The organism is Streptomyces pseudovenezuelae (genome assembly GCF_029892565.1).
Taxonomy (GTDB): Bacteria; Actinomycetota; Actinomycetes; order Streptomycetales; family Streptomycetaceae; genus Streptomyces; species Streptomyces pseudovenezuelae_A.
Window position 1 is genome coordinate 112583 of the sequence record NZ_JARXVH010000003.1, and the last position, 22969, is coordinate 135551.

The window sequence follows — 22969 nt, forward strand, 5'->3', positions numbered from 1 at the left end:
GAGTGGGCGATGAGCTACGAGCCTGAGTCCGGGCCTGAGCTGCTGCGACCCGAAGCGGCGATTCCGCTGGCGCCGTTGCGGGGGCTGAAGGGCGCGGCACGTCGTTACGGCACCGGGCTCAGCGGGCCGGAGTTCGCCGAGGCGCAGCTCCTCGGAGCCGGCTGGGCGGCGGTGCCGCTCGTCGTGGCGCTGGTGGGGCTACTGGTGCCGTCCGTACGGACCGCCGCGTTGGTGTGTGCGGTGGTGCTCGGGGCGGCTGTCCTGGCCCGTTCGCTTCTCCTGGTCGTCTTCGAGCGACGTCAGCACGCCTACGAACCCCGCTGGCTGGCGGACCGCACCGCCGATCTGCGTACGCACCACTTCCCCCTCCTGCGCTGTGCCGTCCGCTCGGACGAGGTGCCGGGCCCGCCCCAGGTCTACGACCTGACCAGGGGCAACCAGGTCGGCGAGTTGCTCAGACGGCGGGAACGGGAGCGAACCGTCGGCACCTTCTCCCAGGCCACCCTGCAGTTCGTCTGCGCCGTCGGCCGCGACGAACTCGCCGTGCTCGCCGAAGTCCGCCGGGAACTGGCCGAGTTGGACTTCCAGCCGGTGCGGCCCGGCGCTCCCCAGGCCTGGGTCCGCTTCCCCGGCGCCAGCTATCTGGCACTGCCCGACACCGGACGCAGGCCCGCCCGACGGGCCTACTGGGTGCTGTCCGGACCGGTGTTGGTGTCGGCGGTGGAGGCGACGGCCCGGGCCGGCTCGGCCAGATGACGCTGGAGCAGCTGGTGGCGGAACTCGTAGTGCCCGTTCATCTGCCGTAGTACCTCCCGCCGTTGGGCATCCTCCATGAACGCCATCAGCCGCCGCGGAGTGTGCCCGCGCACCGCCAGCCAGCCACGGGTGGCCACGAACCGGCCCCACGAACTGGACCCGAGCGCCATCAGCCCCAGCCCGGTGGCGCTGAGCAGCGCCCCGCCGGCCGCCCCCATCAACGCCTCGACGGCGGTGGGCAGTTTGTCGATCAAGGTGACGTCGTCGAGCTGCGGGGTGCGCCTGCCGGCCTTGATGGAGCCACCGAGATAGGCACCGGTGAGCGCCCCGGCGACACCGCCGGCCAGCCAGGCGTAGAGCACCGTGGAGCGGTCGGAACGGAGCAGCGTGGTGGGGGTGATGGCCTCCATGAGGTCGCTGGGTTCGCTGAAGTAGCGGGCGGCGGCGAACGTGATGCCGCTCAACACCCCGCCGATCACCACGTATTGAGGTCTCTCGTACAGGAACGCGACGATCACCGCACAGGCGGCACCGCCCACCACCCCGAAGCCGAGCACCCGTTGCAGCGCGTGCGAGGAGGGCGGTCGTACGGATCTCAGCCGCGGCTTGGCCCGGCGCGGATCGTCCCCGGGCACCAGCTCCACCACCAACGCGCCCACCAGCGCGGCGCCCAGCCCGATCCACAGGCCCAGCAGCGGGCGGCCGAAGAGGGCGAACAGCGCGACCGCCGGAATCGAGCAGCCGATCGCCGCGTTGACCACGGCCAGCGTCAGATGCACCCACTGCGGTACCGCCCGATGCAGTTGCCACCAGGCCAGCCGCCCGGTGCCGGGGTCGACATTGCGGGCCAGGAAGGCCAGATGACGGCGGGCGTCCTCGACGCTGTAGTGCGGGGCCTTGTCGCGAGGCCGCAGATAGGCCTGGGTGATGAAGGCGCCGAGGAGCCGCTGCCCGATCCGTTCCTCTGCCTCGGCCTCCGCGCTCGCGTCTGGCTCGGGTCCGCCGGCCGAGAGGATCTCGCGAGGCAGCGAACCGTCCAACGACACGGCCAGGGACAGCATGAACGGCGTCTCCAGCACCCGCGCCAACGGCCCGTCCGGCCGTTCCTCCAGGGCGGCGAGCAACGGTTCCAGGACCGGCCCGGGACGGGCGGTCTCCAGCACCCCGCGCGCCTCGTCCGCACGCAGCGGCTGCAGCCGTACGACGAGCGTCTCGCGCAGCATGCCGTCGGCGTCCAGCTCGTCGAACTCCTCGGTACGGCAGGCCAGTACGAAGGACCGCCCCTCCAACCCCGCGGCGACACCACGCAGTACGGCGGCCCGGTCGGCGGCCTGGTCCAGTCCGTCGAGCACGGGCAGCACATGGTGCCGGACGAGCTCGGCGCAGATCAGCCGGTTGCGTGCCTTGTCGGTACTGGCCGTGTAGATGGCGGTGAGTTCGTCCGTCATCCACTCCATGAGCGGACGGGCCGGATCCCAGGACGAGACCTGGAAGATCACCGGCACCAAGTGCCCGGCCGGCTCGGCGAGTTCGAGAGTGGTCAACACACAGACGGTCGTCTTCCCGGCCCCCGGATTCCCCGTCACCACCAGCCGGGACAGCCCGCCCGCACGAACGCGCCGCGCAAAGGTCCCGGTCAACTGATTCAGCACGCCCTCCTCAGGCAGCTCGCCTGCCAGCCGCGAGAACCGCTCCGCCCCGGCCCGCCGCCGCCACCGCACCGCCATCCGCCGGTCCTCGAAAAGCCCCCGGCTCCGACTCTCGGCCGCCCACGCCTTGACCACGCTCCGCGCCAACGCCGGCACCTGCGCCGCCACCGCCTCGTCCAAGGTGCCGGACGGCCGCAGCCCGCTGTACAGCACGGTCGTCACGATGGCGGCGACGGCGAGCACGACGGGGATGAGGGAGGCCCAGAGGTCGAGGGGCTTGAGGTCACCGCTCCTCAGCCCCTGTACGGCGACGACGACGGTGGCCACCAGGACCGCGCCGAGGACGGAGGCGAGGGCGACCCTGAGCACGCGGCGGGTCCTCACGACCCGGCCTCCGATCTGCCGACGGCCGGCGGAAGGGCGTCCGCGCTGCGGGCGAAGACGGTCAGCACGGCGGACCTCCCGGCGGCGCGGCGCGTCAGCGGGCCGAGGACGGGGAGATGGCGGCCGACCCACGCCTTGAGGAGCAGGAAGTAGAGCATCCCGCAGTACGTCCGGGCGGGCCGTCTGCCGTAACAGGCCACCAACCGCGGTCGCATGCCCCGCAACCGCTCCGCGATATGCGTCAGGTTGACCACGCCGAGGGTGGCGAGGGTGGCGACACCGTGCGCCCGGTCGGGGCCGACGTCCATGTAGTCGTCGAGGGACTGGAGAGCCTCCCCCAGATCCAGGGCGAGTTCGCGTTCGGCGGGCTCAAGTCCGGGTTTGACGATGCTGCACAGAATCAGATGGGCCGAACTGCCCTTGCCCCGGGTGATCTTCTCCAGCACATCGACGGGAACATCCACCTCACGCTGCCGTCGCGACAGAACCTGGAACTCGTGCAACGAGGCGATCGCCGCGAACACGTCCTCGCCGGGGGTGTATCCGAGCCTGCGCTCCAGCTCGCGCACCAGCCGCCCGAGAAGCAACTCGGCGTCCGTACCCGCCGTGAACGGCCGGTTGCCCATCAAGTCGGCGAGCCGTGCATCGGCGGACGGATCGGTCTCCCCGTCGATGAGGTCGTCGTAGAGCCGGGTCACCGCACCGGCCAGCACAGCGACATCCAACGGCAAGGCACGCCCGGTCAGCCGGCCATAACCGAGCATGGCCAGCCCGAACTTCACACTCATCGCCCGCAACGACCGCTCGGCCCGCTCCCGCTCGCCCGGTTCGGCAAGGCTCTCGACCACAAGCGGGCGGACGACCTGCTCGTACGCCCCACCGAGCCCGTCCAGCGACCGATACGCACCCACGACGGTCGACGGCAACCCCACAGCCATCCCCACCGACCGAAAGAGCGCACCGACCTCCACAAACCCCTGGCCCATCCGCACTCCCCCCGGCCCGTGCCATCCGAGCGTGACACAAGGGTGAGCAGACGGTAAATACCTCGACTGTTGCGGGTGGGTGCGGGTCACCCGGACTGTCGCCCGGCCGCCTTCGGAGCCCGCCTCCCGATCTTCAGAAGGAGCCGACGCGGGTAGTAGATGGTCGCCAAGGACGCCGCCCGGAGGTCCGAACCGGGGACGCGGTCGAAGCGCCACCTCCGAACCATCGTCGCCAGGGCTATCACCATCTCAGCCATGGCGAAGTTGTCGCCTACGCACTTACGGGCACCGCCGCCGAACGAGGCGAACGAGCCACGCGGCACGGCAGGCGTCCGGCCCGGAAGCCAGCGATCCGGGTCGAACCTCTCCGGGTCGTCGAACGCGTCCCATCCGGAAAAAGCAAAAGCCCCAGGTCACGGCGAGTGAGAATCCTGGGGCTTCGGCAGAGCCGCCTTCGGGATTCGAACCCGAGACCTACGCATTACGAGCTGTCCGATGTTGGTCCGCAGTGGTCCACGGAAGTCCGCCGATGGGTCCGCGGTGCAGGTCAGGCACCATGTCGGACGTCCACGGACGAACGCGTACCGCACTGGATTGACCAGCAATCGAGACTAGAACTGAGACTGGCTCCACCCGTACAGCGCCCCTCCGACCAGAAGCGCAGGCGGCAGATTTGCAGCGGGCCGCTCCCAGCCGACCTGACCTGCCATGAAGAGGAGCGGAGCGCCCCTGGGGGACACCCGAGGGAACGCGCATCACGCGGCCCCCAACGCGTTCTGTCGACCACCACGATTCGCCACCTTTCGCCACCCCTGCGCGGCTCTGACCAGGTACTGAAGCGAACGCCACCTCTCGCGCCATGCCCTTCACTATGGGGTTTCGCCACGGTTTTGGATCATGAAGGTGATTCCGATGCTTGAAGCTGTTGATGACTTGGGGTTTCCTCTTCATGGAGCCGAAAGGCACCTACGACGCATGGACGCCTGGCTCCGGGCAGCTCCCCGGAGCCAGGCTCACATGCGGGTTACGGGCGGGTCCGGCCGACTACACAGCGGTCGGGCTCGCCTGCCACCCAACCAACCGTCCGGAACGCCTCTGATGCATCACGCAAAGTGCTCGATGCACCCCGCGATGGCAGTGACCGCAGTCAGGAACAAGGCCACAAGCTGAATCCAGTCCGGTAACTGGCTGCGCCTGCGGCACCATGCCCGCTTTGTCGATCGCTCCATCTGATCCGATCTCCCATCTCTCAGTGATCCCAACAGAGTTGGGGCCCGCCCGGTTCAGGCAGGCGATCGAGGAGAGAGGCATCGAACCCTCAAGAAGGTAACTGGCGCGCCAGTGGCGCACGTGCCGGTTCAAGGGTGGCGAATGCTGGCGAACTCCCGCTCGTCAACTTCCCGCGGCGCACGGCAGCGCCATCTCCGCTGTCAGTGCCCTGCTTTACGGTGTCGTCCATGGCACCTTCGGAGATCACTCGTGCAGGCATCTTGCAGGCGATTGCGGAGCACGACCGACTCGGCCCAGAAGCGTTCCGGGCTACGTACGGCTTCCACGCCGCGGCGGCCTACTTCCTTGAGCACGATGGCAACTTGTACGACTCGAAGGCCATAGCTGGAGTGGCTCACCTGTACGACTTCGGTGTAGCCCTCAAGCCCTCATCCCCAGGGTTTAGTGGCGGCCTCAAGCACGCGGTGGCTTGGTTGAGACGGGAGGGCTTCACCATCGTTGAGCCCCCCAAGACCTTCCGTCGTCGGGTAGGAGACGTGCGGCCTGCCCGTCGTGAGACGGGCCCAGCGATGCACCGCCCCATTCTTCTCCTGTGGGCAATCGGGCAGGCCATCGCTGGAGCTCCTCGCATGCAGCCGTGGTCAACCACCCGTGATGCCGTTACGCCGCTCATGGCGAAGTACAGTCACGTCGAAGACGCAGCGGACGGCATCCGGTACCCGTTCTGGGCTCTGATGCGCGATGAGCTCTGGATCGTTGAACGCGAACAGGAACTGAGCCTCACTAGCCGAGGACGCCGCCCCACCTTGGAGTCCCTGAACACGATCGACCCATCAGGTGGCCTCCGTGAGGACGACTACGACCTGATCCGCTCGCACCCGGAAGCCGCGGCTTCCGTGGCAGCCAGCCTGATCCTTCGCTACTTCCACCCCTTGCCCTCGGACTTGTTGGAAGACTTCGGCCTTCACAACTTGCTCGCCGGCAGGTGGCCAGACGCTCTGCGCCCTCTACTCGGTGAGACCTTCAAAGACCGAGACGCCATCTGGCGCACCTACGGCGGCCAGAAGATGGCAGGCATCGGCTGCCTCGCCGACGGCATTCTGAGCGCCTTCTCAGACGACAAGGGCCCCTACGCCGACGGACGCATCCCGGACACAGACTGGATCGCCTACGTCGGCGATGGCCTCTCTGGCGACCAGAAGCTCACCGATGGCAACGAACTCATGGCCGAGCACCAAGTCGCAGGCCGTCCACTGCGCTACTGGCACAAGCCATTTCAGGGGCAGTTCAGCTTTGAAGCGTGGGTTGTGATCGTGCAACGTCGGCTGCGTTGGGGCATTGGAGCCGACAAGCAGCCTCGCCGGGAGTTCGTCTGGGTACTGGCCCCTGTCCCTTCCCCCGAGCGTGGCACGTGGTCGCTGGAGGTTCTGGAGGCGCTGGACGCCGATACGGGTGAACTGCACGATGACACGGGCGACTACCTGCCGGACGACCTCGAACCCGGGGCACACGACTCTGGGGAGAGTGACGAAGATGCATACCGGCGCCTGGCCCAGAAAGCGGAGGCGAATGCCAAGAAGCGGGGTCAACTCAAGAAGCCGACTCTTGCTGACATCTACGTCCGCGACCCCAGCGCGAGAGCAGCAGTTCTCAAGCGCAGCAAGGGCAAGTGCGAGAGTCCTGAGTGCTCCGGCCATCCCACCGAGCGAACGACAGCCGGCCTGCCCATCTTGCAGGTCGACCACGTTCGAGATCTGGCCAAGGGCGGACCAGACGTCCCTTGGAACATGATCGCCCTGTGCCCGAACTGCCACGCCCTCAAGACCTACGGCGAGCACAGAGAGAAGCTTCGACGCCTCCTGGCAACTACCGCTCGCCGCCTCCATGAGCAGATGACCTACTGACTCCCGCGGCCTGGCGCCTACTCCTTGGTCGCAGATCGGCAGGAACGGCTTTCAAGACCGGTACTAAAGTCGGCCTCACCTCGCCTCTGACCTGCGCGAACGTCAGACTAGGTCTCTCGAATACGTGGCCTGGCCCACACATGACCCACAGTTAAAAGCATTCGACACCTGCTCGCAGTGACCGTCTGCCGCCTGCACTCAGAGGCTCATGACTAGCGGGACGGCATGGCAAGCCTCTGGCCGCGAGCTGTGCGACATGTGTCAGACGGGTCACCAGGTCCTTCGCGCCTTTTGCCTTCCAGACGGTGGAGAAGACATCGCTGAACCCCTTACTCTGGGATAGTACTTCGTGTCAACGGAACAGATCCTTCGAACAGTGATCTTTGAGTAGAAGGAGCAACAAGTGATCACCGAAGCCCAGATGCGACTATTGGCGCTTTGCTCGATTCGAGTGGATGGCAAAAGCGTCGACTGGTCCCTCATCGCCCGATGCGCCCTCAGGGGGCACCTCGATTCCCTCTGCGAAGGGATCATCCCCGAGGAGACCCCATCGGCAAGGAAGTCTCTACCCATCCTGCGTCACGGCCTCCGTTCCCCCCTTAGCGATCACACCTCGCGTATCGACGATGAGCTTCGCTTGGCAGAGAAATCCGGCGCCCGGCTAACCACCGTGCTAGACGATGAATACCCAGAGAATCTTCGGCACGTCCAAGACCTGCCACCGTTCTTGTTCTTCCGAGGAAACCTGAATGACGAGGCCGATAGGAACTCTGTGGCAGTAGTCGGCACTCGGGATGCCTCAGATATCGGACTAGCGCGAGCCAAAAGGGTGGCACGAGAGTTGGGCGAGGCAGGTTTCATCATCTCATCTGGCCTAGCGCGGGGCATCGACACGGCTGCCCATGAGACGGCTCTTCATTTCGGGCGGCGAACTCTTGCCGTCCTGGGGACGGGAATCACCCAATGCTATCCCAAGGAGAATGCCGGGCTGCTAGAGGAAATTGCACAATCAGGGGCCGTACTCTCTCAGTTCTGGCCGTCTCGCTCCCCCGGAAGGGACACATTCCCCAGGAGGAATCACGTCACGTCTGGCATTAGCTTGGGAAGCGTAGTTATCGAAGCCTCACGAACATCTGGGGCAAAGATGCAAGCACGAGTCGCTGCTGAGCAAGGACGGCACGTTCTACTGCTGCGTTCACTAGTGGACACACAAGACTGGGCACTAAAGATGGTGGAGTCTGGACGGGCAACCGCAGTTGACAGCAGCACCCAGATAATCGAACACCTGCGCGGCCCTGTTGCGCCTCGCCGCGAACCCCTTACGGAGCAGTTGCACCTCGACGTAGAGTGATCCAGAGTGCTCTCCCTGTAGTTATCTCGGGGTCCAAGGGGTTCATCTGTGTCATATCGCCGCTTCATGCGTCCAAGTCGCGCGACACGCACTATAGGTCAGTGGGTAGCGTGGCTGAAGAGCCAGAACTGCACCCCCTCCGTCACTCCAGCGGAGGTTGGAGTCTGTTCGATGTGCCTAGGTCCCACACCTATAGGTCCGCAAGGCACGCACTATGCGCGATGCTTTGCATGCAACAACGGAAGATACTCTACAGTCCTCGATGGCTTTGTCCCCATCTGCTACTCAGTCAACGAGGGGCTCGAAGGAGCTATATGGCGGGCCAAGAATGACGATCTAAACGGTTGGCTTCAGTTACCTCTGGCTTCTCTGCTATGGACCTTTCTAAACAACCACCTTGAGTGCATTGAGAATGCATATGGCGGAAAATTCGATATAGGTGTCACTGTACCCTCATCTAAGGAGCGGAACGGCGTAAATCACCTGGACGCACTTCTGTCACGCATAGAGAAGTGGCCTATTAATTGGAAGCAAGGGGTACTGGTCAAAAATCGCAACGAGCCCGCCGCTGAGAGACGTCAGCGAATAGTCACCGATCTTTTCACCGCTGATCAGAGTGTTAACGGCAAGCGAGTTCTCCTCCTGGATGACACTTTCACGTCTGGTGGCAGTATGGCCAGCGCCGCCTACGCCTTGCATGAGGCCGGCGCAACAAGCGTTGTCGGGATTGCATTCGGCCGACAACTTAATGCGAGTCGCGAAGAGGCACGGGAGCTCATATCGGAGCTTCCACAGCGTCCACTCGACCTAGATACTTGCCCAGTACACGACCTATCTGACATCGACCTCTTCTTTATGCGCGGTTAATTTCGCCTGCCGGGAACCGCTAGTCGGCGCACACAGTACCTGCCACGGCGCCGTTATCGCCTTCATCTTTGCCTTGATTACCCGTACATCGCGCGATCGTCGAATAACATGCAAGCCGCGCAACGCTTAACCGCTCGTCCTCGAACAGCTTGCCGACGGGAAGTGATAGCCGAGGTAATGAGCAGTTGGGTACGTCGCTGGATCGATCCGGCGGTCGCACCAAAGTCAGACAACAGACCCTGGATCTGAGGCTTTGTCTGGGAGCCTGCGGCCGGCCGGACGCGGGGCAACATCCGCTGGCATGAGACGGCTGGTGAAGCCGTCGACACACAACCGCTCGAAGGCGGCTACAACGGTATCTGGTACGGCCTGCTCAATGGCCAGACCCAACCGCGGGAAGACGAGCACCCGCTGTAGGGCGCCCACAATCATGTCGATCACCATGCGAGCGTCTCCGATGGAGTCGGCGTACTCTGCCAAGCCCCTCCGTGTGGACGCGCACACCACTGCGACCTCGGGCCAGAGCTTCCGCATCATGGCGTACGAGCGCCGTTCTTCATATGGCTTGCTCACGAGCAGGACAGACGAGACCGGGACGCCGGCCTCTGCCAGCACCGCCTTGCTGAACTCGATGTTCTCGCCCGTGTTCGTGGCACGCGGCTCTAGGAGTACGGCGGACTCCGGCACCCCGAGCTGCAACGCCCGCTCTCGGTAATGGACAGCTTCCCCGCGCGGCATGCGCGCTCGGGTCGTTGGGCTGGTAGCCCCTGTGAACACGATCACCGGCGCCATGCCCTGGTGATACAGCTCCGCAGTCACGTCAGCCACACCTAGGTCGTGACTGCCCAACCCGACAGCCACGGAGCAGGGCCGCGGAGTGTGGTGCATGCGGTGGTAGTCCCACAGAAGTCGGGCATCCGCCCATGCCTGTGCAGGGATCACTTGCTCTCACCCTCTTTCTTCACTGAGTCGGGCACGTTGAAGTCGTACGACCATGCGAACCGCGTTGCTGCATGTACCCCGATGGCGAACTCAACAACGGTTCCATCCGCCGTGTACGTGGTGCGGTGCAGTTCCACCACCCATTCGCCCGGCGCGAGTTGGAGTAGCTGAGCCTCTTCCGCCGTGGGCACGCGCGCGAAGAGTTCCTCGGTCATGTGGTCGATCTCGTATCCAGCGTCGTACAGGACACGGAACCCACCGCCGCGTCCAGCAGGGCCCGGCGTCGGGTCGACGATGCGGGTTCCTTCGACGTGTTCGGGTCGGTAGTAGCTGGTCAGGGTGTGAGTCGGCTGCGTGCCCTCTTTCACCACGCGTGCCCGCGCATACACGTCGGCCCCCTCGGGCAAGCCGTGGGCTGCGGCCACGGTCGCCGACGCTTTGACTCGGCTGACCGTCTGGGTCTGTTCGTTCCGGCGGTACGAGCGACCGGATGCCACGCGGTCCGCGATGAACGCGACCTCATCACCGTCCCGCCACTTCGCCTTGTCGTACCGCGCGATGCCGAGCCGCTTGAGCGGCTGGTGCTGGCGCACCACGGTGCCGTGACCACGCGAGGAAGTCACCAGCCCCTGGGCTTCCAGTTCCTTGTACGCCTTGTGAACGGTGTCCTTCGACCCCTCGCCGGCCGCGACCAGGTCTCTGATCTGGGGCAACTGGGCACCCGGCTTGATCTGGCCGCTTCTGATCTGCTCCGCGAACCTGTCCGCCAGTTCGCGCCACTTCGGTGCCACGCAGACCTCCTTTCGACGGGTCCCAGTGAAGCACAGTCCCAGGACTGTTGACAGTCCCGGGACTGCGATGCATTCTCTTCTCAGGCCGCTCGCAGTCCTAGGACAGCGAGCGGAAGTGGCCCTCTTGGGGCTGCTCCAACGCAGAGGGCGGGGACGCTGCAATCCCGCTAAAGGCCAGGTGGAACAGGGTTTCGGCCCGTACTGGCGAGGTGGCCCGGCGACCGCGAGCAACGGCCGGCGTGTGGGGACTTGATCCCCCTTGCAGTGATGTTCCGTACCCCTTCGACCGAGGAGTCCCGATGCACCAACGACAGCTTTGGGCGTCGCCGTGATGGACCGACCGGCCTCGCCTGTGCAGTAACTCGGTCCCCGCTCATCCAGCCCTCGCAGCGGCTCACGCTGCGCCGGTTGCCTCCCTCTTCCGTTCGGGCTCGTACTCGCGGAGTCCGCACGGCAGGGGTTGAGGGGAGCCGGACATCCCGACCCCAACGGCAAGCGCCCCCGGTGCTGTAACACCGGGGGCGCGGTTTGGGCCGTTGCCACCTTGCAGGGAGAACACGACCCATGAACCACATCGTTACTGTTCAAGACGCTGTTACCGCGTTCCAGCCTTGGATGGAGCCCACGGACGCGGAACTGGACGCCATCGAGCAGGAGATGCCCATCATCCTGGCGGACGTTGACCTGCTCGACGCGCACATCATGACCCTCGACCGCATCCCGACGGAGCTGGACAACCGCCGTATCCGGCGGGCCCGCCGCAAGGCGCTGGCCGCTCGCGTCGCCCTCCTCAACCGGGCGGACGCGAGCACGACGGGCGGTGTGGCGTGATGGCGCGCCCGACCGCTCTGCCGGCCGTCGCGGTGACGGCGGTGTCCCTGGTTCTTACCCTGGCCGTGGTCGTGATGTGGCTGGGCACGGCGATGCCGTGGCCGGTCGCGCTCGTGGTCGGTCTAGGCATCGACGGGGGTTGGCTGGCCACCCTCGCCTACGAACGTCGCCTTGCCGTGCAGGGCGACCACTCCACTGCGGTGACCGTGGTCGGCTGGTCGTTCGGCCTGGTCGCCACCGCAGTCTTGGTCGCGCACGCACTGACCGTGGAGGCGGACACGGGCGCGTGGCTGGCCGTGTCGTGGCTGCCGCTGGCCGCGAAGGCCCTGTGGCTGGTCCACGGGTTGTGGGAGCGGACCGCGCTCACCCCCAACGCGCTGAGCGCGATCACCGGGATCCAGCAAGAAGCACGCGACGAAGCCGCCGTGGCCCGTGCCCGGCTCCGGGCGGAAGCCGCCACGGAGGAGACCCGGCTGACGGCCGTGACACAGGCCGGCGCCCGCGTCGCACGCGTCCAGGCCAAAACCGCACAGACCCTCTCCCGTGCCTGGTCGACGCTGGAAACGGCACGGGAGGGAGAGGACACCGGACGGGCCCTGACCAGCGTGACGAGTCGCGTCACGCCCGACGTCGCACCCCGCTGGCAACTGCCCGTCTGGGGGCCCACCCAGTCCGTGTCCGCGTTCACACTGGCGCCCGCGCTCACCGACGCGAAGCTTGACGCGTTGGTCGATGAGATCCGCAACAGCGAAACGCCCGCTCTGTCGTATCGGGAGATGGCCGTGCGCTTTCGCGCGGCCGGCCACTCCGCATCCGAGGTCCGCCTGCGCGCGGCCTGGAAGCGTGTGGTGGCGGCCTGATGTCCGCCGCGTTCGGCAAGTGCTTCGACCCCACCGGCGCCCGCTACGGCATCCCCACCTACCCGTGGAAGTACGCCCCCGGCGATGACGAGTTGGCCACTCGCCGGCAGTTACGGGCCCGTGGTCTGCGTCCGGGGGGTCAGCCGATAGCCGCGCAGGTCATGCGCGTCAACCGGCGCGCGGGCACGGTGCGGGTGGCCTACCTCTACCGCATCGACCTCGCGCTTCCGGTGCGGCCGATGACCTCGCGGAAGTGGGGCGCCCTCGCGCTGGCGATGCTGGCCCGTCGCACGTGCCCCAAGTGCCAGGTCGTCTACGGCTACTGCATGCCGCGCTCGCTCGGCATGTGCGTCCTGTGCGCGTTCCCTCCCTCTCCTGCTCCTGCCCGTGAAGGCGAGACACCGTGAAGACGTCCGTCCGCACGCACAAACTCTCCGGCTACTCCGCGACACTGCGCACCGCGACCCGGCTGACCGAGCAGGCCGTCAAGCTGGTCGACCGACGGGTGCCCGGCCGCATGACCGACCTGGAAGTGGTCCTGACCAACGAGCGAGGCATGGCCGAACTCATGGCGAGCGCCGATGTGTTGCTCGCCGGCACCGTGGACCGCAGCGTCCTGCGTCGCGCCGAACGGGCCGCCCGGACCACCGCCCGTGACGCGCAGGCCTGCGCGATCCCGCGCCCGGACGGGAGTGCGCTGGTCGTGGTGAACGTCGACCGCCACCCCGGTGAAGGGGAGTTCGCGGTCACGCTCGTGCACGAACTCACGCACGTCATGCAGTTCAGCCGCAAGGGCGTGATCGAACGCGCGGTGCGCAACGTCCGCGACCGGCTGCGGATCGAGCGGCAGTCCTGGCGCAACGCCCGCGAACACGACCGCCTGCTCCGCCAGGAGGAGGCCGAAGCGTACGGGTGTGAGCACCTCGCAGACCACCTCGTCCCCGGTGCCTGCCACTGAACTCAGCACGTCCCGGCCCGGGGTGGCACTTCCCCTGCCACGGATCCACGCCACCCCCGGCCGGTCTCCCTCAACTCCAGCCCCCGAAGGGGCAGTCAGGAGCTCTCTCAGCATGTCCGAGAACGTCATCAGCCTCCACAAGCCCACCGACCCGCCCACCGACGCCAACGCCCCGACCCTGCTCACCGTGGTCCCCGACCCCGCGCCGGCGCGTCCGGTCCCGCTGTGGATCCGTTCGGGGCGCGCGGTGCGTACGGCCGTGACGCACGACGTCACCAAGGCAACCGCCCGCACCACCGCCCGCCACGCCCTCTACGTCTACGGCGGCGGACGGATCCTCGCCCGCCGCACCTGGGAGGCCCGCACTCCCGCCCGGTACGAGCGGCTCATGCGCGCCGCCGAGGCCGCGGGGAACCTGGAAGAGGCACGCGAGTGGGAGGAGCGAGGGCAGCGCTTCCGCGAGGCACGCCACCGCCGCCGCATGGACCTGCTCACCTCCCCCATCGACATCGCCAAGGGCGCCGCCGTCGGGACCGGAGTGGGCATCGGCGGCCTGGTCCTGCTCGGCATCGCCATGGCCGTAGCCACCAAGGACGCCACCGACGTCGTCACCCCGCTCATGGCGGTCATCAAGTTCATCAACCTGATGATCACCATCGTGCGTGTGGTGTGGGGACCTGCCATCACCGTCGGCCCGTTCCTGGTCCTGCTCGCCCTGTGGTCGGTCGGCGCCCACCAGAAGGCCGCGCCGGCCTGGTCGATGCCCGACAACCTTCGATCCAGCGAGGGCGAGCCGATCACCCCGTCCATCGTCGTCAAGGCCCTGCGCGACCTCGGCGTATCCGCGCTGCGCAACGCCATCAAGGACATGGGGGACGCGGGCGCGAGCATGCTCGGTCCGATCCGGATCGCCGGATGCGGCGTCGAAGTCGACGTGACCCTGCCGTCCGGGGTGTCGACGATCGAGGTCCAGCAGCGCCGCCGGAAGCTGGCGGAGAACCTGACCCGGCACGAGCACGAAGTGTTCATCACCATCCCCGAAGCCGCCCGCACGGTCCGCCTGTGGATCGCGGACTCCGGGGCGCTTGACGAGCCGATCGGTCCGTCGCCGCTGGTCACCGACGAGACCATGACCGCCGACTACGCCAAGGGCCGCGCCCCCTGGGGCCAGGACCTGCGCGGCGACGCCGCCGCACTGAGCCTGTACCAGCGCCACCTGCTCATCACGGGCCTGTCCAACCAGGGCAAGACCGTGGCCCTGCGCTCCCTCGCACTGTGGCTGGCGCTGGACAAGTCGGTGCAGTTCCGCATGGGCGACCTCAAGGGCGCCGGCGACTGGGCCATGTTCGATGGCCTGGCCACGACCCTGATCCAGGGGCCGACGGATGAGCACGTGATCCAGGTGACCGAGATGGTCGAGGGCGCGGTCGCCGAGATGAACCGCCGCCTGATGTCCCCGCCCGGAACGCAGTTCCCCGCGCTGATCGTGCTGGTCGACGAGGCGCAGGTGGCGTTCATGTGCCCCGTCAAGGACGAGGACGGACGCTTCTACGGCGGCTCCAAAGCCACCTCCCGGTACTTCATGGCCGTGCGGAAGATCCACAACCAGGGCCGTGCCGTAAACGTGCTGATGTGGCAGGGCACCCAGGACCCCACCGACCAGAACCTTCCCAAGCTGGTCCGCGAGGGCGCCCACACGCGTGCCTCGCTCGCGCTGGGCACGGAGTCGCAGGCCCGCATGGCGCTCGGAGACAAGGCAGTTGACGGGGGCGCCGCCCCGAACTTGCTGCGTCCGGGGCTGGATCAGGGCACCCTCGTGGTCGCCTCGTCCGGCATCGACATCCCCAAGGGCCAGTCCTCGATCACCGTGCGCACGCACTACGTCGACGACGACGCGGCCGTCGCCATCATCGAGCGCGCCAAGGCCCTGCGCGACGGCGTCACCACCCTGACCGTGATCGAGCGGGATGAGGAGCGGGACCCGCTCGCGGACATCGCGCAGGTGGTCGGCAATGCACCCCGCGTGCGGACCAAGGACGTCCTCTCGCGGCTCGCGACGCTGAACGCGGATGCCTACGGCGGCTGGTCGTTCATCGACCTCAAGCGCGTCCTCGACGACGCCGGCGCCGAGCCGTACAAGTCCGACGGCGTGATGGTCGTGGCCCGCGACCGCGTCCTCCGCGCGCTCGCCAACCGCGACACGGACGGTTCCGCTTCCGCCGACGGATGACAGGGAGCCACCCCCGCACGGGTCAGGGAGGCAGGGAGAACTCCCTGACCGCCTCCCTGACCCGCATCCCTGGCCTTGACCTGCATGAATAGTCCATCAGGGAGGTAGGGAGGCACCCCAGGTCAGCCCCCTGAAACCCCCCTCACAGCGCCCCCGACAGGGGGTATGTCTGCCTCCCTGAACCCGCCTTCGAAGGGATTCCGGATGTCCCACCGTGACCCGCCGGGAATCATCGCCCCGCACATCCCCGCCGACGCCTACCGCCGCGCGGAAGCCACCGGCCAACCTGTGGTCATCGTCGTCCACACCACCGACCACACCGGCCGGCCCCTGCGCGACTACCTGTACCCGCTCGCGGTCGCCGGCGCCGGCGCCATCGGCATCTTCACCACCATCGCCGCCCTGTTGGCGCTGCTCGACTTCGCCGTGCACACCGCCGTGTCCATCGCCGCCGCAACCGGCCCCATCAGCATCGGCGGGATCTCTCTCAAGGTCTTCGGTTCCAAGCGCTGACCACACCACCCAAGGAGGCCAACAACCGTGCTCCGACTCCGACTTCAGGTCATCGGCTGCCCCCGCCGGGCACTCGCCCTGACCGACACACCCCGTCCCAACTGCCTCGACTGCCAGGGAGCGGGCGGCATCGCCCGCGACTACGGCCACCCCGAGACCGGTGAATACGAGGGAACCGACTGGGAGTTCTGCCCCTGCTGGACCGCATGGGCCCTGCCCCTGATCCCCCTGCCGCGCCGGCTGTGGCGCACCCCGCCCGGCGGCTACAGCAACGAACCGCCCTTCTAGCTACGCCAAGAGCGGCCCCCACCTCTCGCCAAAGAACTCGGGGCCGCTCTTGCCCAACCTGCCCTCAACAGACCTGTTGGAGGTCTCCAGCATGACCCAACCCACCGACATTCGGGGAGTAGCCCCGCTGCACACCGCGCTCGCCCTCGCAGCACGCGGGGTTCCGCCGTTGCCGCTGAGGGCGGGGAAGGTGCCGTTCGGCAACTGCCCAGCCTGCGCGGGGAACGCGTGCGGGGGCCGGCCGAACATGAAGGCCCCCGGCCCGTGCGCTTGTCAGCACCCGTGCCACGGGTGGGCCGCCGCCACCACCGACCCCGACGTCGTCAACTCGCCGGCGCGGGAGCGGGCGTGGCGGAAGGCAGCGGCGGTGGCCTACCACCCCGGCGGTGCAGGCCTCACTGTCGTTGACCTCGACAGCGCGGAAGCGATCGCGTGGGCGCGCGTGAGCCTGCCCGCCACGCGGACCGTGACCACCACGCGCGGTGAGCACTGGATCTACCGGGGAACCATGGCGTCCTGGAACGCGGTCCGGCCCGGCGTCGACATCAAGTCTCTTATGGCATACGCCCGTTGGCTCGGTCCGGGTATCGGCGCCACGGCCGCTCTCCCGGACGCTGTACGCGCCCTGACAGTAAAAGCCGTCCACCCCCCGCAGGGCGCCAGAGACGCACACAGCACCCCTAACGGGGCAAAGCGGCCCATGCCCGCACCGCACGCCCACGTATCTGGATCGCGGCATCGCCATGGCGGAGCAGCGCATCACCGGCGCCCGGGAGGCGGTGCACGCCACCGTCTACCGGACGTTCCTCGCGGTGCTCTCCACGCACGGCCGGTGCGGCTGCCTCACCGACGCCCACACCGCGCGACTGTTCACCGCCGCGCAGGCCAAGGGCGAAAGCGTCCGGCACTGCACCGACGCGTGGACCAACGCCCTGACCACGTTGGGACTGTGACATGTCCGACGACGACAAGACTCCCGCCCGCGAAGTCATCGCGGACTACGCGCAATCCCACTTCCGATACTTCCGCACCGCCGACGGAACCGTCTACGCCCAGAAGAACGGCCACCCCGTAGCCCGCCCGATCCGCTCCCAGGGCACCACCGGCAGCCACAGGCAAGAACTCATGGTCGGCCTGTACCGGGACGGACGCGGCGCATTCAACGGGTCGGCAATCAAAGAGGCGTTGGACCTGATCGAAGCACTCGCCCTGACCGAGAACGTGCAGCCCGTACACATCCGCGTCGCGCCCGGCTTCGACGGGGCCACCTGGCTGGACCTGGGACGCGATGACGGACAGTCCGTCCGCATCCACCCCTCAAGCTGGGACATCACCGTTCCCGACCCGCGCGAGGTGTGCTGGCGCCGTACCCAGCTCACCGGGGAACTCCCCCTGCCCGCCAAGAACACCGACGGCAAGGGCATCGACCTGTTGATGCGGCTGTGCAACTTCGCGAACGCGGAGACCGAATGTCTGGCCATCGTGTGGCTGATCGGCTGCCTCGGTCCGTCCGTGCCGGTGCCCGCGCCGTTCCTCACCGGACCGCAAGGCGCGGGCAAGTCCACCGGGGGGCGGATGCTCACCAGGATCATCGAGGGGATGAGCGGCGACCTGCGCAGGGCGCCCAAGGATGAGGAGAGTCTGATCGCGGCCGTGGCTGCGGGATGGGTCACCGCGCTGGACAACCTCTCGCACGTGACGCCGGATCTGTCCGACGCTATGTGCTGCATCGTGACCGGTGCGGAGAGCGTCAAGCGGGCCCTGTTCACCGACGGGGACGTCTTCCGCGTCGGCTACCGCCGGCCCCTGCTCCTGACCGGTATCGACGTCGGCGTCATCCGCCCCGACCTGGCGGACCGGCTCCTGCCGCTGCGGTTGGAGCGGCCCAAGGTTCGGCGCACTGAGGCCGAACTGTGGGCAGACTACGCGGAAGTGCTTCCCGTCGTTCTCGGCTCGCTCCTGGACCTGACGGTCAGGGTGCGCGCCATGGAGGCGGAGACGCCGACCGACCTGCGGATGGCGGACTTCGCGCACCTGTGCGCGCAGTTCGACGCCGCGACCGGACTCGGAGCGCTGCCCGCCTATCGGGCCAGTCTGGACGACTTGAACGACGACGTGATCGAGGGCGACTTGTTGGCGCAGACCGTTCTCCTGCATGCCGAGACCATCGAGCCGGGCGCCTCGCAGCAGATGACGTCCACGGAGTGGCTTGCGTGCCTCAGCCGCCTCTACAGCGGCGACGATTGCCGTCCCCTGCCCAAGGGGTGGCCGACCACCGGCAAAGTCCTCTCCGACCGGCTCAAGCGCCTCCAACCCACCCTGGCCGCCCGGGGCGTGCTGGTCGACGCCGGCCGCACCAAAGCGGGCCGCTACCTCGAAATGACCCGCGCTCTCCCCCCAGCACCACACGAGCAGGCCCGGGCGTTCTGACCGTGACCTGCACGTTCACTCGAACAGCAAGAAGAGCACCGGCCGCGGTGTGCTCCTCTTGCTGTTCGGCGCAGCCGCCCCAAGGGCGCGCCGCGAAGCGGCTCCTTTTTCGCTCTGTAAGGCGCACCCAAGTACTACAGGCAGCCCCTTCTTTGTCCTAAGTAGGAAGACGCTGCGTCACCCACGTCACCGCAGCCGGAAAACGGCCGCTGACCTGCACGAACAGCGGTGACGCAGACGGCCAACTCTGCGTCATCCTGCGTCACCTGCGTCACCCGATGACGCAGCCGATGACGCACGGGTGACGCAGCGCCGATCCGCCGCGTCACCCAAAACCGCAGGTCAGACCCATCAGTGACGCTGATGGCGCGGGTGACGCAGAGATCCGCCCCTCGGACAGATCCGCGCTCCAAGTCCCTGCCAGGTAAGGCCGAACCGCCCTGGAGGCACCCCGGATGAGCACCGCGATAGCCGCCCCCGTCGACCGGCTCCTGTACAAGCCCGAGGAAGCCGCCGAAGCACTCGCCCTGGGCCGGTCCACGGTCTACGAGCTGATGGCCGAAGGCGCCCTGAAGTACATCAAGTTGGGGCGCGCGCGCCGGATTCGGCGCGCTGAGCTCGAAGCCTTCGTCGCCGCCCTCGCCCTGCTACCCAACTGACCAACGCACACCCTGAGGCGCCCCGAGCACTCCGCTCGGGGCGCCTCCCGCGTGGAGGAACACACACATGAGCCCCCGGAAGTCGAACCTGGAATCGACCGTCTACTTCGGCGATGACGGCTGGTGGCACGGCCGCGTGACCATGGGCGTGCTGCCCGACGGAAGCCCCGACCGCCGCCACCGCATGGCCCGCACCGAACCGGCCGTGCGCCGCAAGGTCCGCGAGTTGGAGAACCTCAGGGACAAGGGACGCGCCCCGAAGGCCGGCCGCAAGCCAACCGTCGAACAGTGGATGACCACCTACCTGACCGACATCGCGAGCCTGAAGCTCAAGCCGCGTTCCCTGGACGACTACTGGTCCAAGACCCGTAACGACATCGTCCCCGGCGTCGGGAAGCACCGGATCGACAAGCTCGCCCCCGAGCACCTTGAACAGATGTACCGGGTCATGCTCGACGCAGGTCACGCCCCGTCCCACATCGTCAAGGTGCACCGGATCCTGTCGCGGGCCCTGAAGATTGCCCACCGCCGCCGGATGATCGGCGAGAACGTCGCCACCCTGGTCGATCCACCCTCGATCGACGAGACCGAGGCGAACCCGTTCACCCAGGAAGAAGCGAAAGCGTTCCTGAAAGCGGCGGCCAAGCGGCCCACGTTCATGCGGTGGATCGTCGGCGTCGGCATGGGATTCCGACAGGGCGAGACCCTGGGACTGCGGTGGCCCTACGTCGACCTCGAAGCCGAACTGTTCCACCCCAAGTGGCAGCTACAACGCCTCACTTGGCGGCACGGCTGCGGTAACGCGCACGCCTGCGGGGGGCGGCTGCACCACTTCGAGCCCTGCCCGCCCGACTGCGCCACGCACAAGAACTACAAGCGAGGCTGCCCAAAGCCGTGCACCAGGTCCTGCGTCAAGCACGCGAGCATCTGCCCCGACCGCAAGGGCGGAGGACTGGCCTTCACGCGCCCCAAGACCAGGAAGAGCACGAACCCCGTGCCGATCCCGCCCGCCTTCGTCCCCTACCTGATCGCACACAAGGCACAGCAGGACGAACTACGCGAGGCAGCCGGCGAACTCTGGCAGGAACACCAGGCCGTGTTCACCCGACCCGATGGCCGCCCCATCGACCCCCGTGCCGACTGGGAGGAATTCAAGGAACTGCTCGAAGAGGCAGGCATCACAGACCGTCGCCTCTACGACGGGAGCCGCCACACCGCCGGCACGATCCTCAACGAACTCGGGGTCGACATGCCCACGATCATGGAGATCCTCCGGCACACGCAGATCAGTCAGACCCGGCGCTACGTCAAGGGCCGCTCGCACCTCTCGAAGGACGCCATGCGCCGCATGGGCGACACGTTTCTGCCCGCCCCGGAACCTGCCCCGGAACCCGCAACTGAGACTAGAACTGAGACTGGGGACCGCCGCGCGGCTCGCTCCCGCGCCCGCCGCCGCATCCGGTAAAAGCAAAAGCCCCAGGTCACGGCGAGTGAGTCCTGAGGCTTCCACAGAGCCGCCTTCGGGATTCGAACCCGAGACCTACGCATTACGAGTGCGTTGCTCTGGCCATCTGAGCTAAGGCGGCGCGCCGTCCACACCATGGTGCGGTCAGCAACGTCGGCAAGTCTACACAGTTTCGAGGGGTGCTTCGTACCGGCCCCGGAGCACCGTACCCCGAGGCCGGACGGAGCCAACCGCACCCCCTACGAGCAGCGCTTTCCCTCCACCGGAGGCCTCCCGCGGAGCAGATACGTGTCGATCGCGGAGTCGATGCAGTCGCTGCCGCGGCCGTACGCGGTGTGACCGTCCCCCTCGTAGGTGAGGAGGCGGGCCGAGGAGAGCTGGCGGGACAGGGAACGGGCCCAGCCGTACGGCGTCGCCGGGTCCCGCGTGGTGCCGACCACGACGATGGGGGCCGCGCCCTTGGCCACGATCCGGTGGGGTTCGCCCGTGGGCTTGACCGGCCAGTACGCGCAGCTGAGGGAGGCCCAGGCGAGGCCCTCGCCGAAGACCGGCGAGGCCTTCTCGAAGGCGGGGAGCGACTCCTCCACCTGGTCGGGAGTGGAGAACGCCGCAGGCAGGTCAAGGCAGTTGACGGCGGCGTTGGCGAACATCAGGTTCGAGTAACCGCCCTTGGCGTCACGCTCGTAGTAACTGTCGGACAGCACCAGCAGCCCCGCCCCGTCCTTCTCCTTCATCGCCGACGTCAGCGCCTCGCGCAACTGCGCCCACGCGCCCTCGTCGTACATCGCCGCGATCACTCCGGTGGTGGCGAGCGCCTCGCCGACCTTGCGGCCGTCGGCGTCACCGGCCGGGATCGGGTGCTGGTCCAGCTTGCGGAAGAAGGCCTTCAGGTTCTTGCCGACCTGAGCGGGCTTGGTGTCCTTGCGGCCGAGCGGGCAGTCCGGCTGCTGCACGCAGTCCTTCGCGAAGGACTGGAACGCCGTCTCGAACCCCGCCGTCTGGTCGAGGTTCAACCGCCGCGCGGGCAGCGACGGATCCATCGCCCCGTCCAGAACCAGCCGCCCCACCCGGTCCGGAAAGAGCCCGGCGTACGTCGCCCCGAGGAACGTCCCGTACGACGCCCCCACATACGTCAGCTTCCCGTCCCCCAGCGCCGCCCGCAGGATGTCCATGTCCCGCGCCGCTTCGACGGTGGAGACGTGCCTCAGCAGCTCCGGCGAGCGCTCCCCGCACCCCTCCGCGAACTCCTTGTACGCGTCGACGAGTTCACCGGTCTCCTTCTTGTCGTCCGGTGTGGTGTCCGTCTGCGTGTACGTGTCCATGTCCCGCCCGTCGAGACACTCCACGGGCTCGCTGCGGGCGACACCGCGCGGGTCGACGGCGACCATGTCATAACGGGCCCGGACCTCGGCCGGGTAGCCGATGCCGGCGTACTGCTGCAGGTAGCCGATCGCCGAGCCGCCCGGACCACCCGGGTTCACCAGCAGCGACCCGAGCGGCTTGCCCTTGCCCGTGGCCTTCTTCCGCGCGACGGCCAGCCTCACGTCACCGGCGTCGGGCTCGGCGTAGTCGAGCGGTGCCTTCATCGTGGCGCACTCGAAGCCGGGGACCCCGCAGCTGCGCCAGCTCAACTTCTGCGCGTAGTACGGCGCGAGCGTCGCCGGCGTGGCCCGCGGCAGCGCGGCCAGTGCCACCGACGCGGCACCGTCGACGGAGTTCGCCGAACCCGAGGCGGAGCAGGCGGACACGAGCAGGGCGGCGGTGGCGAGGAGAACGGCGGTGGTTCGGGACCGACCGGGGCGGGAGCTGCGCCTGTAGTACATCGAGCGAGCGTAACGCTGCGCGATCCGACGGATGCTCTCCGTATGCGATGAG

General features: G+C 67.5%; 19 protein-coding genes, 1 tRNA gene and 2 pseudogenes. 15 read left to right on the forward strand and 7 right to left on the reverse strand.

The features are described from left to right. The first annotated feature begins 9 nt into the window (after nucleotides 1-9). On the forward strand, nucleotides 10-756 hold the full coding sequence (locus M2283_RS09465) for a hypothetical protein (RefSeq protein WP_280875682.1): 747 nt from the start codon (nucleotides 10-12) through the stop codon (nucleotides 754-756). On the opposite strand, the gene M2283_RS09470 is transcribed toward M2283_RS09465, so the two are convergent. From M2283_RS09470 to M2283_RS09480, 3 genes and pseudogenes are all read right to left on the reverse strand, one after another. Beyond that, nucleotides 684-2789, reverse strand: coding sequence for an NACHT domain-containing protein (locus M2283_RS09470; RefSeq protein WP_280875683.1), 2106 nt, complete (start codon nucleotides 2787-2789; stop codon nucleotides 684-686). The genes M2283_RS09465 and M2283_RS09470 overlap by 73 nt on opposite strands. Continuing rightward, nucleotides 2786-3700 carry a hypothetical protein gene (locus tag M2283_RS09475; RefSeq protein WP_280875684.1) on the reverse strand — a complete coding sequence of 305 codons (915 nt, stop codon included), beginning with the start codon at nucleotides 3698-3700 and terminating at the stop codon, nucleotides 2786-2788. Before M2283_RS09475 ends, M2283_RS09470 begins: the two co-directional genes overlap by 4 nt. A 161-nt stretch (nucleotides 3701-3861) precedes the next feature. Then, nucleotides 3862-4146 (reverse strand): annotated as a pseudogene (locus tag M2283_RS09480) (cytochrome P450); the annotation flags it as partial. Nucleotides 4147-5232: 1086 nt separating this feature from the next. Between M2283_RS09480 and M2283_RS09485 the strand changes: the two are divergent. The 3 genes from M2283_RS09485 (at nucleotide 5233) to M2283_RS51905 (ending at nucleotide 9127) form a co-directional block, all read left to right on the forward strand. Beyond that, nucleotides 5233-6909, forward strand: coding sequence for an HNH endonuclease signature motif containing protein (locus M2283_RS09485; RefSeq protein ID WP_280875685.1), 1677 nt, complete (start codon nucleotides 5233-5235; stop codon nucleotides 6907-6909). A 421-nt stretch (nucleotides 6910-7330) separates the two neighbouring features. Next, nucleotides 7331-8260 (forward strand): DNA-processing protein DprA, encoded by a 930-nt coding sequence (locus tag M2283_RS09490; RefSeq protein WP_280876243.1) that lies wholly within the window; start codon nucleotides 7331-7333, stop codon nucleotides 8258-8260. A 171-nt stretch (nucleotides 8261-8431) separates the two neighbouring features. Further along, entirely contained in the window at nucleotides 8432-9127 is a 696-nt protein-coding gene (locus M2283_RS51905; RefSeq protein WP_432423043.1) for a ComF family protein, read from the forward strand. A gap of 225 nt (nucleotides 9128-9352) precedes the next feature. Here M2283_RS51905 and M2283_RS09495 read toward each other — a convergent pair whose 3' ends face one another. Both M2283_RS09495 and M2283_RS09500 read right to left on the reverse strand, forming a co-directional pair. Beyond that, nucleotides 9353-10069 (reverse strand): YdcF family protein, encoded by a 717-nt coding sequence (locus M2283_RS09495; protein WP_280875686.1) that lies wholly within the window; start codon nucleotides 10067-10069, stop codon nucleotides 9353-9355. Continuing rightward, a complete protein-coding gene (locus M2283_RS09500; protein WP_280875687.1) occupies nucleotides 10066-10860 on the reverse strand; it encodes a GntR family transcriptional regulator in 795 nt (264 codons plus the stop codon). The genes M2283_RS09495 and M2283_RS09500 overlap by 4 nt, the downstream gene beginning before the upstream one ends. 564 nt (nucleotides 10861-11424) lie before the next feature. On the opposite strand from M2283_RS09500, the gene M2283_RS09505 reads away from it, so the two are divergent. The 11 genes and pseudogenes from M2283_RS09505 (at nucleotide 11425) to M2283_RS09555 (ending at nucleotide 21094) form a co-directional block, all read left to right on the forward strand. Continuing rightward, nucleotides 11425-11691 carry a DUF6284 family protein gene (locus M2283_RS09505; protein WP_280875688.1) on the forward strand — a complete coding sequence of 89 codons (267 nt, stop codon included), beginning with the start codon at nucleotides 11425-11427 and terminating at the stop codon, nucleotides 11689-11691. Further along, nucleotides 11691-12551 carry a protein spdB gene (locus M2283_RS09510; RefSeq protein ID WP_280875689.1) on the forward strand — a complete coding sequence of 287 codons (861 nt, stop codon included), beginning with the start codon at nucleotides 11691-11693 and terminating at the stop codon, nucleotides 12549-12551. Before M2283_RS09505 ends, M2283_RS09510 begins: the two co-directional genes overlap by 1 nt. After that, nucleotides 12551-12958, forward strand: a complete 408-nt coding sequence (locus tag M2283_RS09515) for an RRQRL motif-containing zinc-binding protein (protein ID WP_280875690.1) — start codon at nucleotides 12551-12553, stop codon at nucleotides 12956-12958. Before M2283_RS09510 ends, M2283_RS09515 begins: the two co-directional genes overlap by 1 nt. Further along, the gene (locus M2283_RS09520; protein ID WP_280875691.1) at nucleotides 12955-13509 is read left to right on the forward strand and encodes a hypothetical protein; all 555 of its coding nucleotides are present in this window, start codon (nucleotides 12955-12957) and stop codon (nucleotides 13507-13509) included. The genes M2283_RS09515 and M2283_RS09520 overlap by 4 nt, the downstream gene beginning before the upstream one ends. A 112-nt stretch (nucleotides 13510-13621) precedes the next feature. Further along, on the forward strand, nucleotides 13622-15739 hold the full coding sequence (locus M2283_RS09525; protein ID WP_280875692.1) for an ATP-binding protein: 2118 nt from the start codon (nucleotides 13622-13624) through the stop codon (nucleotides 15737-15739). A 204-nt stretch (nucleotides 15740-15943) separates the two neighbouring features. Continuing rightward, nucleotides 15944-16252 (forward strand): hypothetical protein, encoded by a 309-nt coding sequence (locus M2283_RS09530; protein WP_280875693.1) that lies wholly within the window; start codon nucleotides 15944-15946, stop codon nucleotides 16250-16252. Between the two features lie 27 nt (nucleotides 16253-16279). After that, nucleotides 16280-16540, forward strand: a complete 261-nt coding sequence (locus M2283_RS09535; protein ID WP_280875694.1) for a hypothetical protein — start codon at nucleotides 16280-16282, stop codon at nucleotides 16538-16540. Nucleotides 16541-16631: 91 nt separating this feature from the next. Continuing rightward, nucleotides 16632-17493, forward strand: a pseudogene (locus M2283_RS09540) (DNA primase). A gap of 1 nt (nucleotide 17494) precedes the next feature. Next, entirely contained in the window at nucleotides 17495-18970 is a 1476-nt protein-coding gene (locus tag M2283_RS09545) for an ATP-binding protein (RefSeq protein ID WP_280875695.1), read from the forward strand. A 455-nt stretch (nucleotides 18971-19425) separates the two neighbouring features. Beyond that, nucleotides 19426-19629 (forward strand): helix-turn-helix domain-containing protein, encoded by a 204-nt coding sequence (locus tag M2283_RS09550; protein ID WP_280875696.1) that lies wholly within the window; start codon nucleotides 19426-19428, stop codon nucleotides 19627-19629. Nucleotides 19630-19696: 67 nt separating this feature from the next. Beyond that, nucleotides 19697-21094, forward strand: coding sequence for a tyrosine-type recombinase/integrase (locus tag M2283_RS09555; RefSeq protein WP_280875697.1), 1398 nt, complete (start codon nucleotides 19697-19699; stop codon nucleotides 21092-21094). A 47-nt stretch (nucleotides 21095-21141) separates the two neighbouring features. Here the strand turns inward: M2283_RS09555 and M2283_RS09560 are convergent. Together M2283_RS09560 and M2283_RS09565 are read right to left on the reverse strand one after the other, a co-directional pair. Continuing rightward, a tRNA-Thr gene (locus M2283_RS09560) sits at nucleotides 21142-21215 on the reverse strand. Between the two features lie 118 nt (nucleotides 21216-21333). Continuing rightward, nucleotides 21334-22917, reverse strand: a complete 1584-nt coding sequence (locus tag M2283_RS09565; protein WP_280875698.1) for an alpha/beta hydrolase — start codon at nucleotides 22915-22917, stop codon at nucleotides 21334-21336. Between the last annotated feature and the right edge of the window lie 52 nt (nucleotides 22918-22969).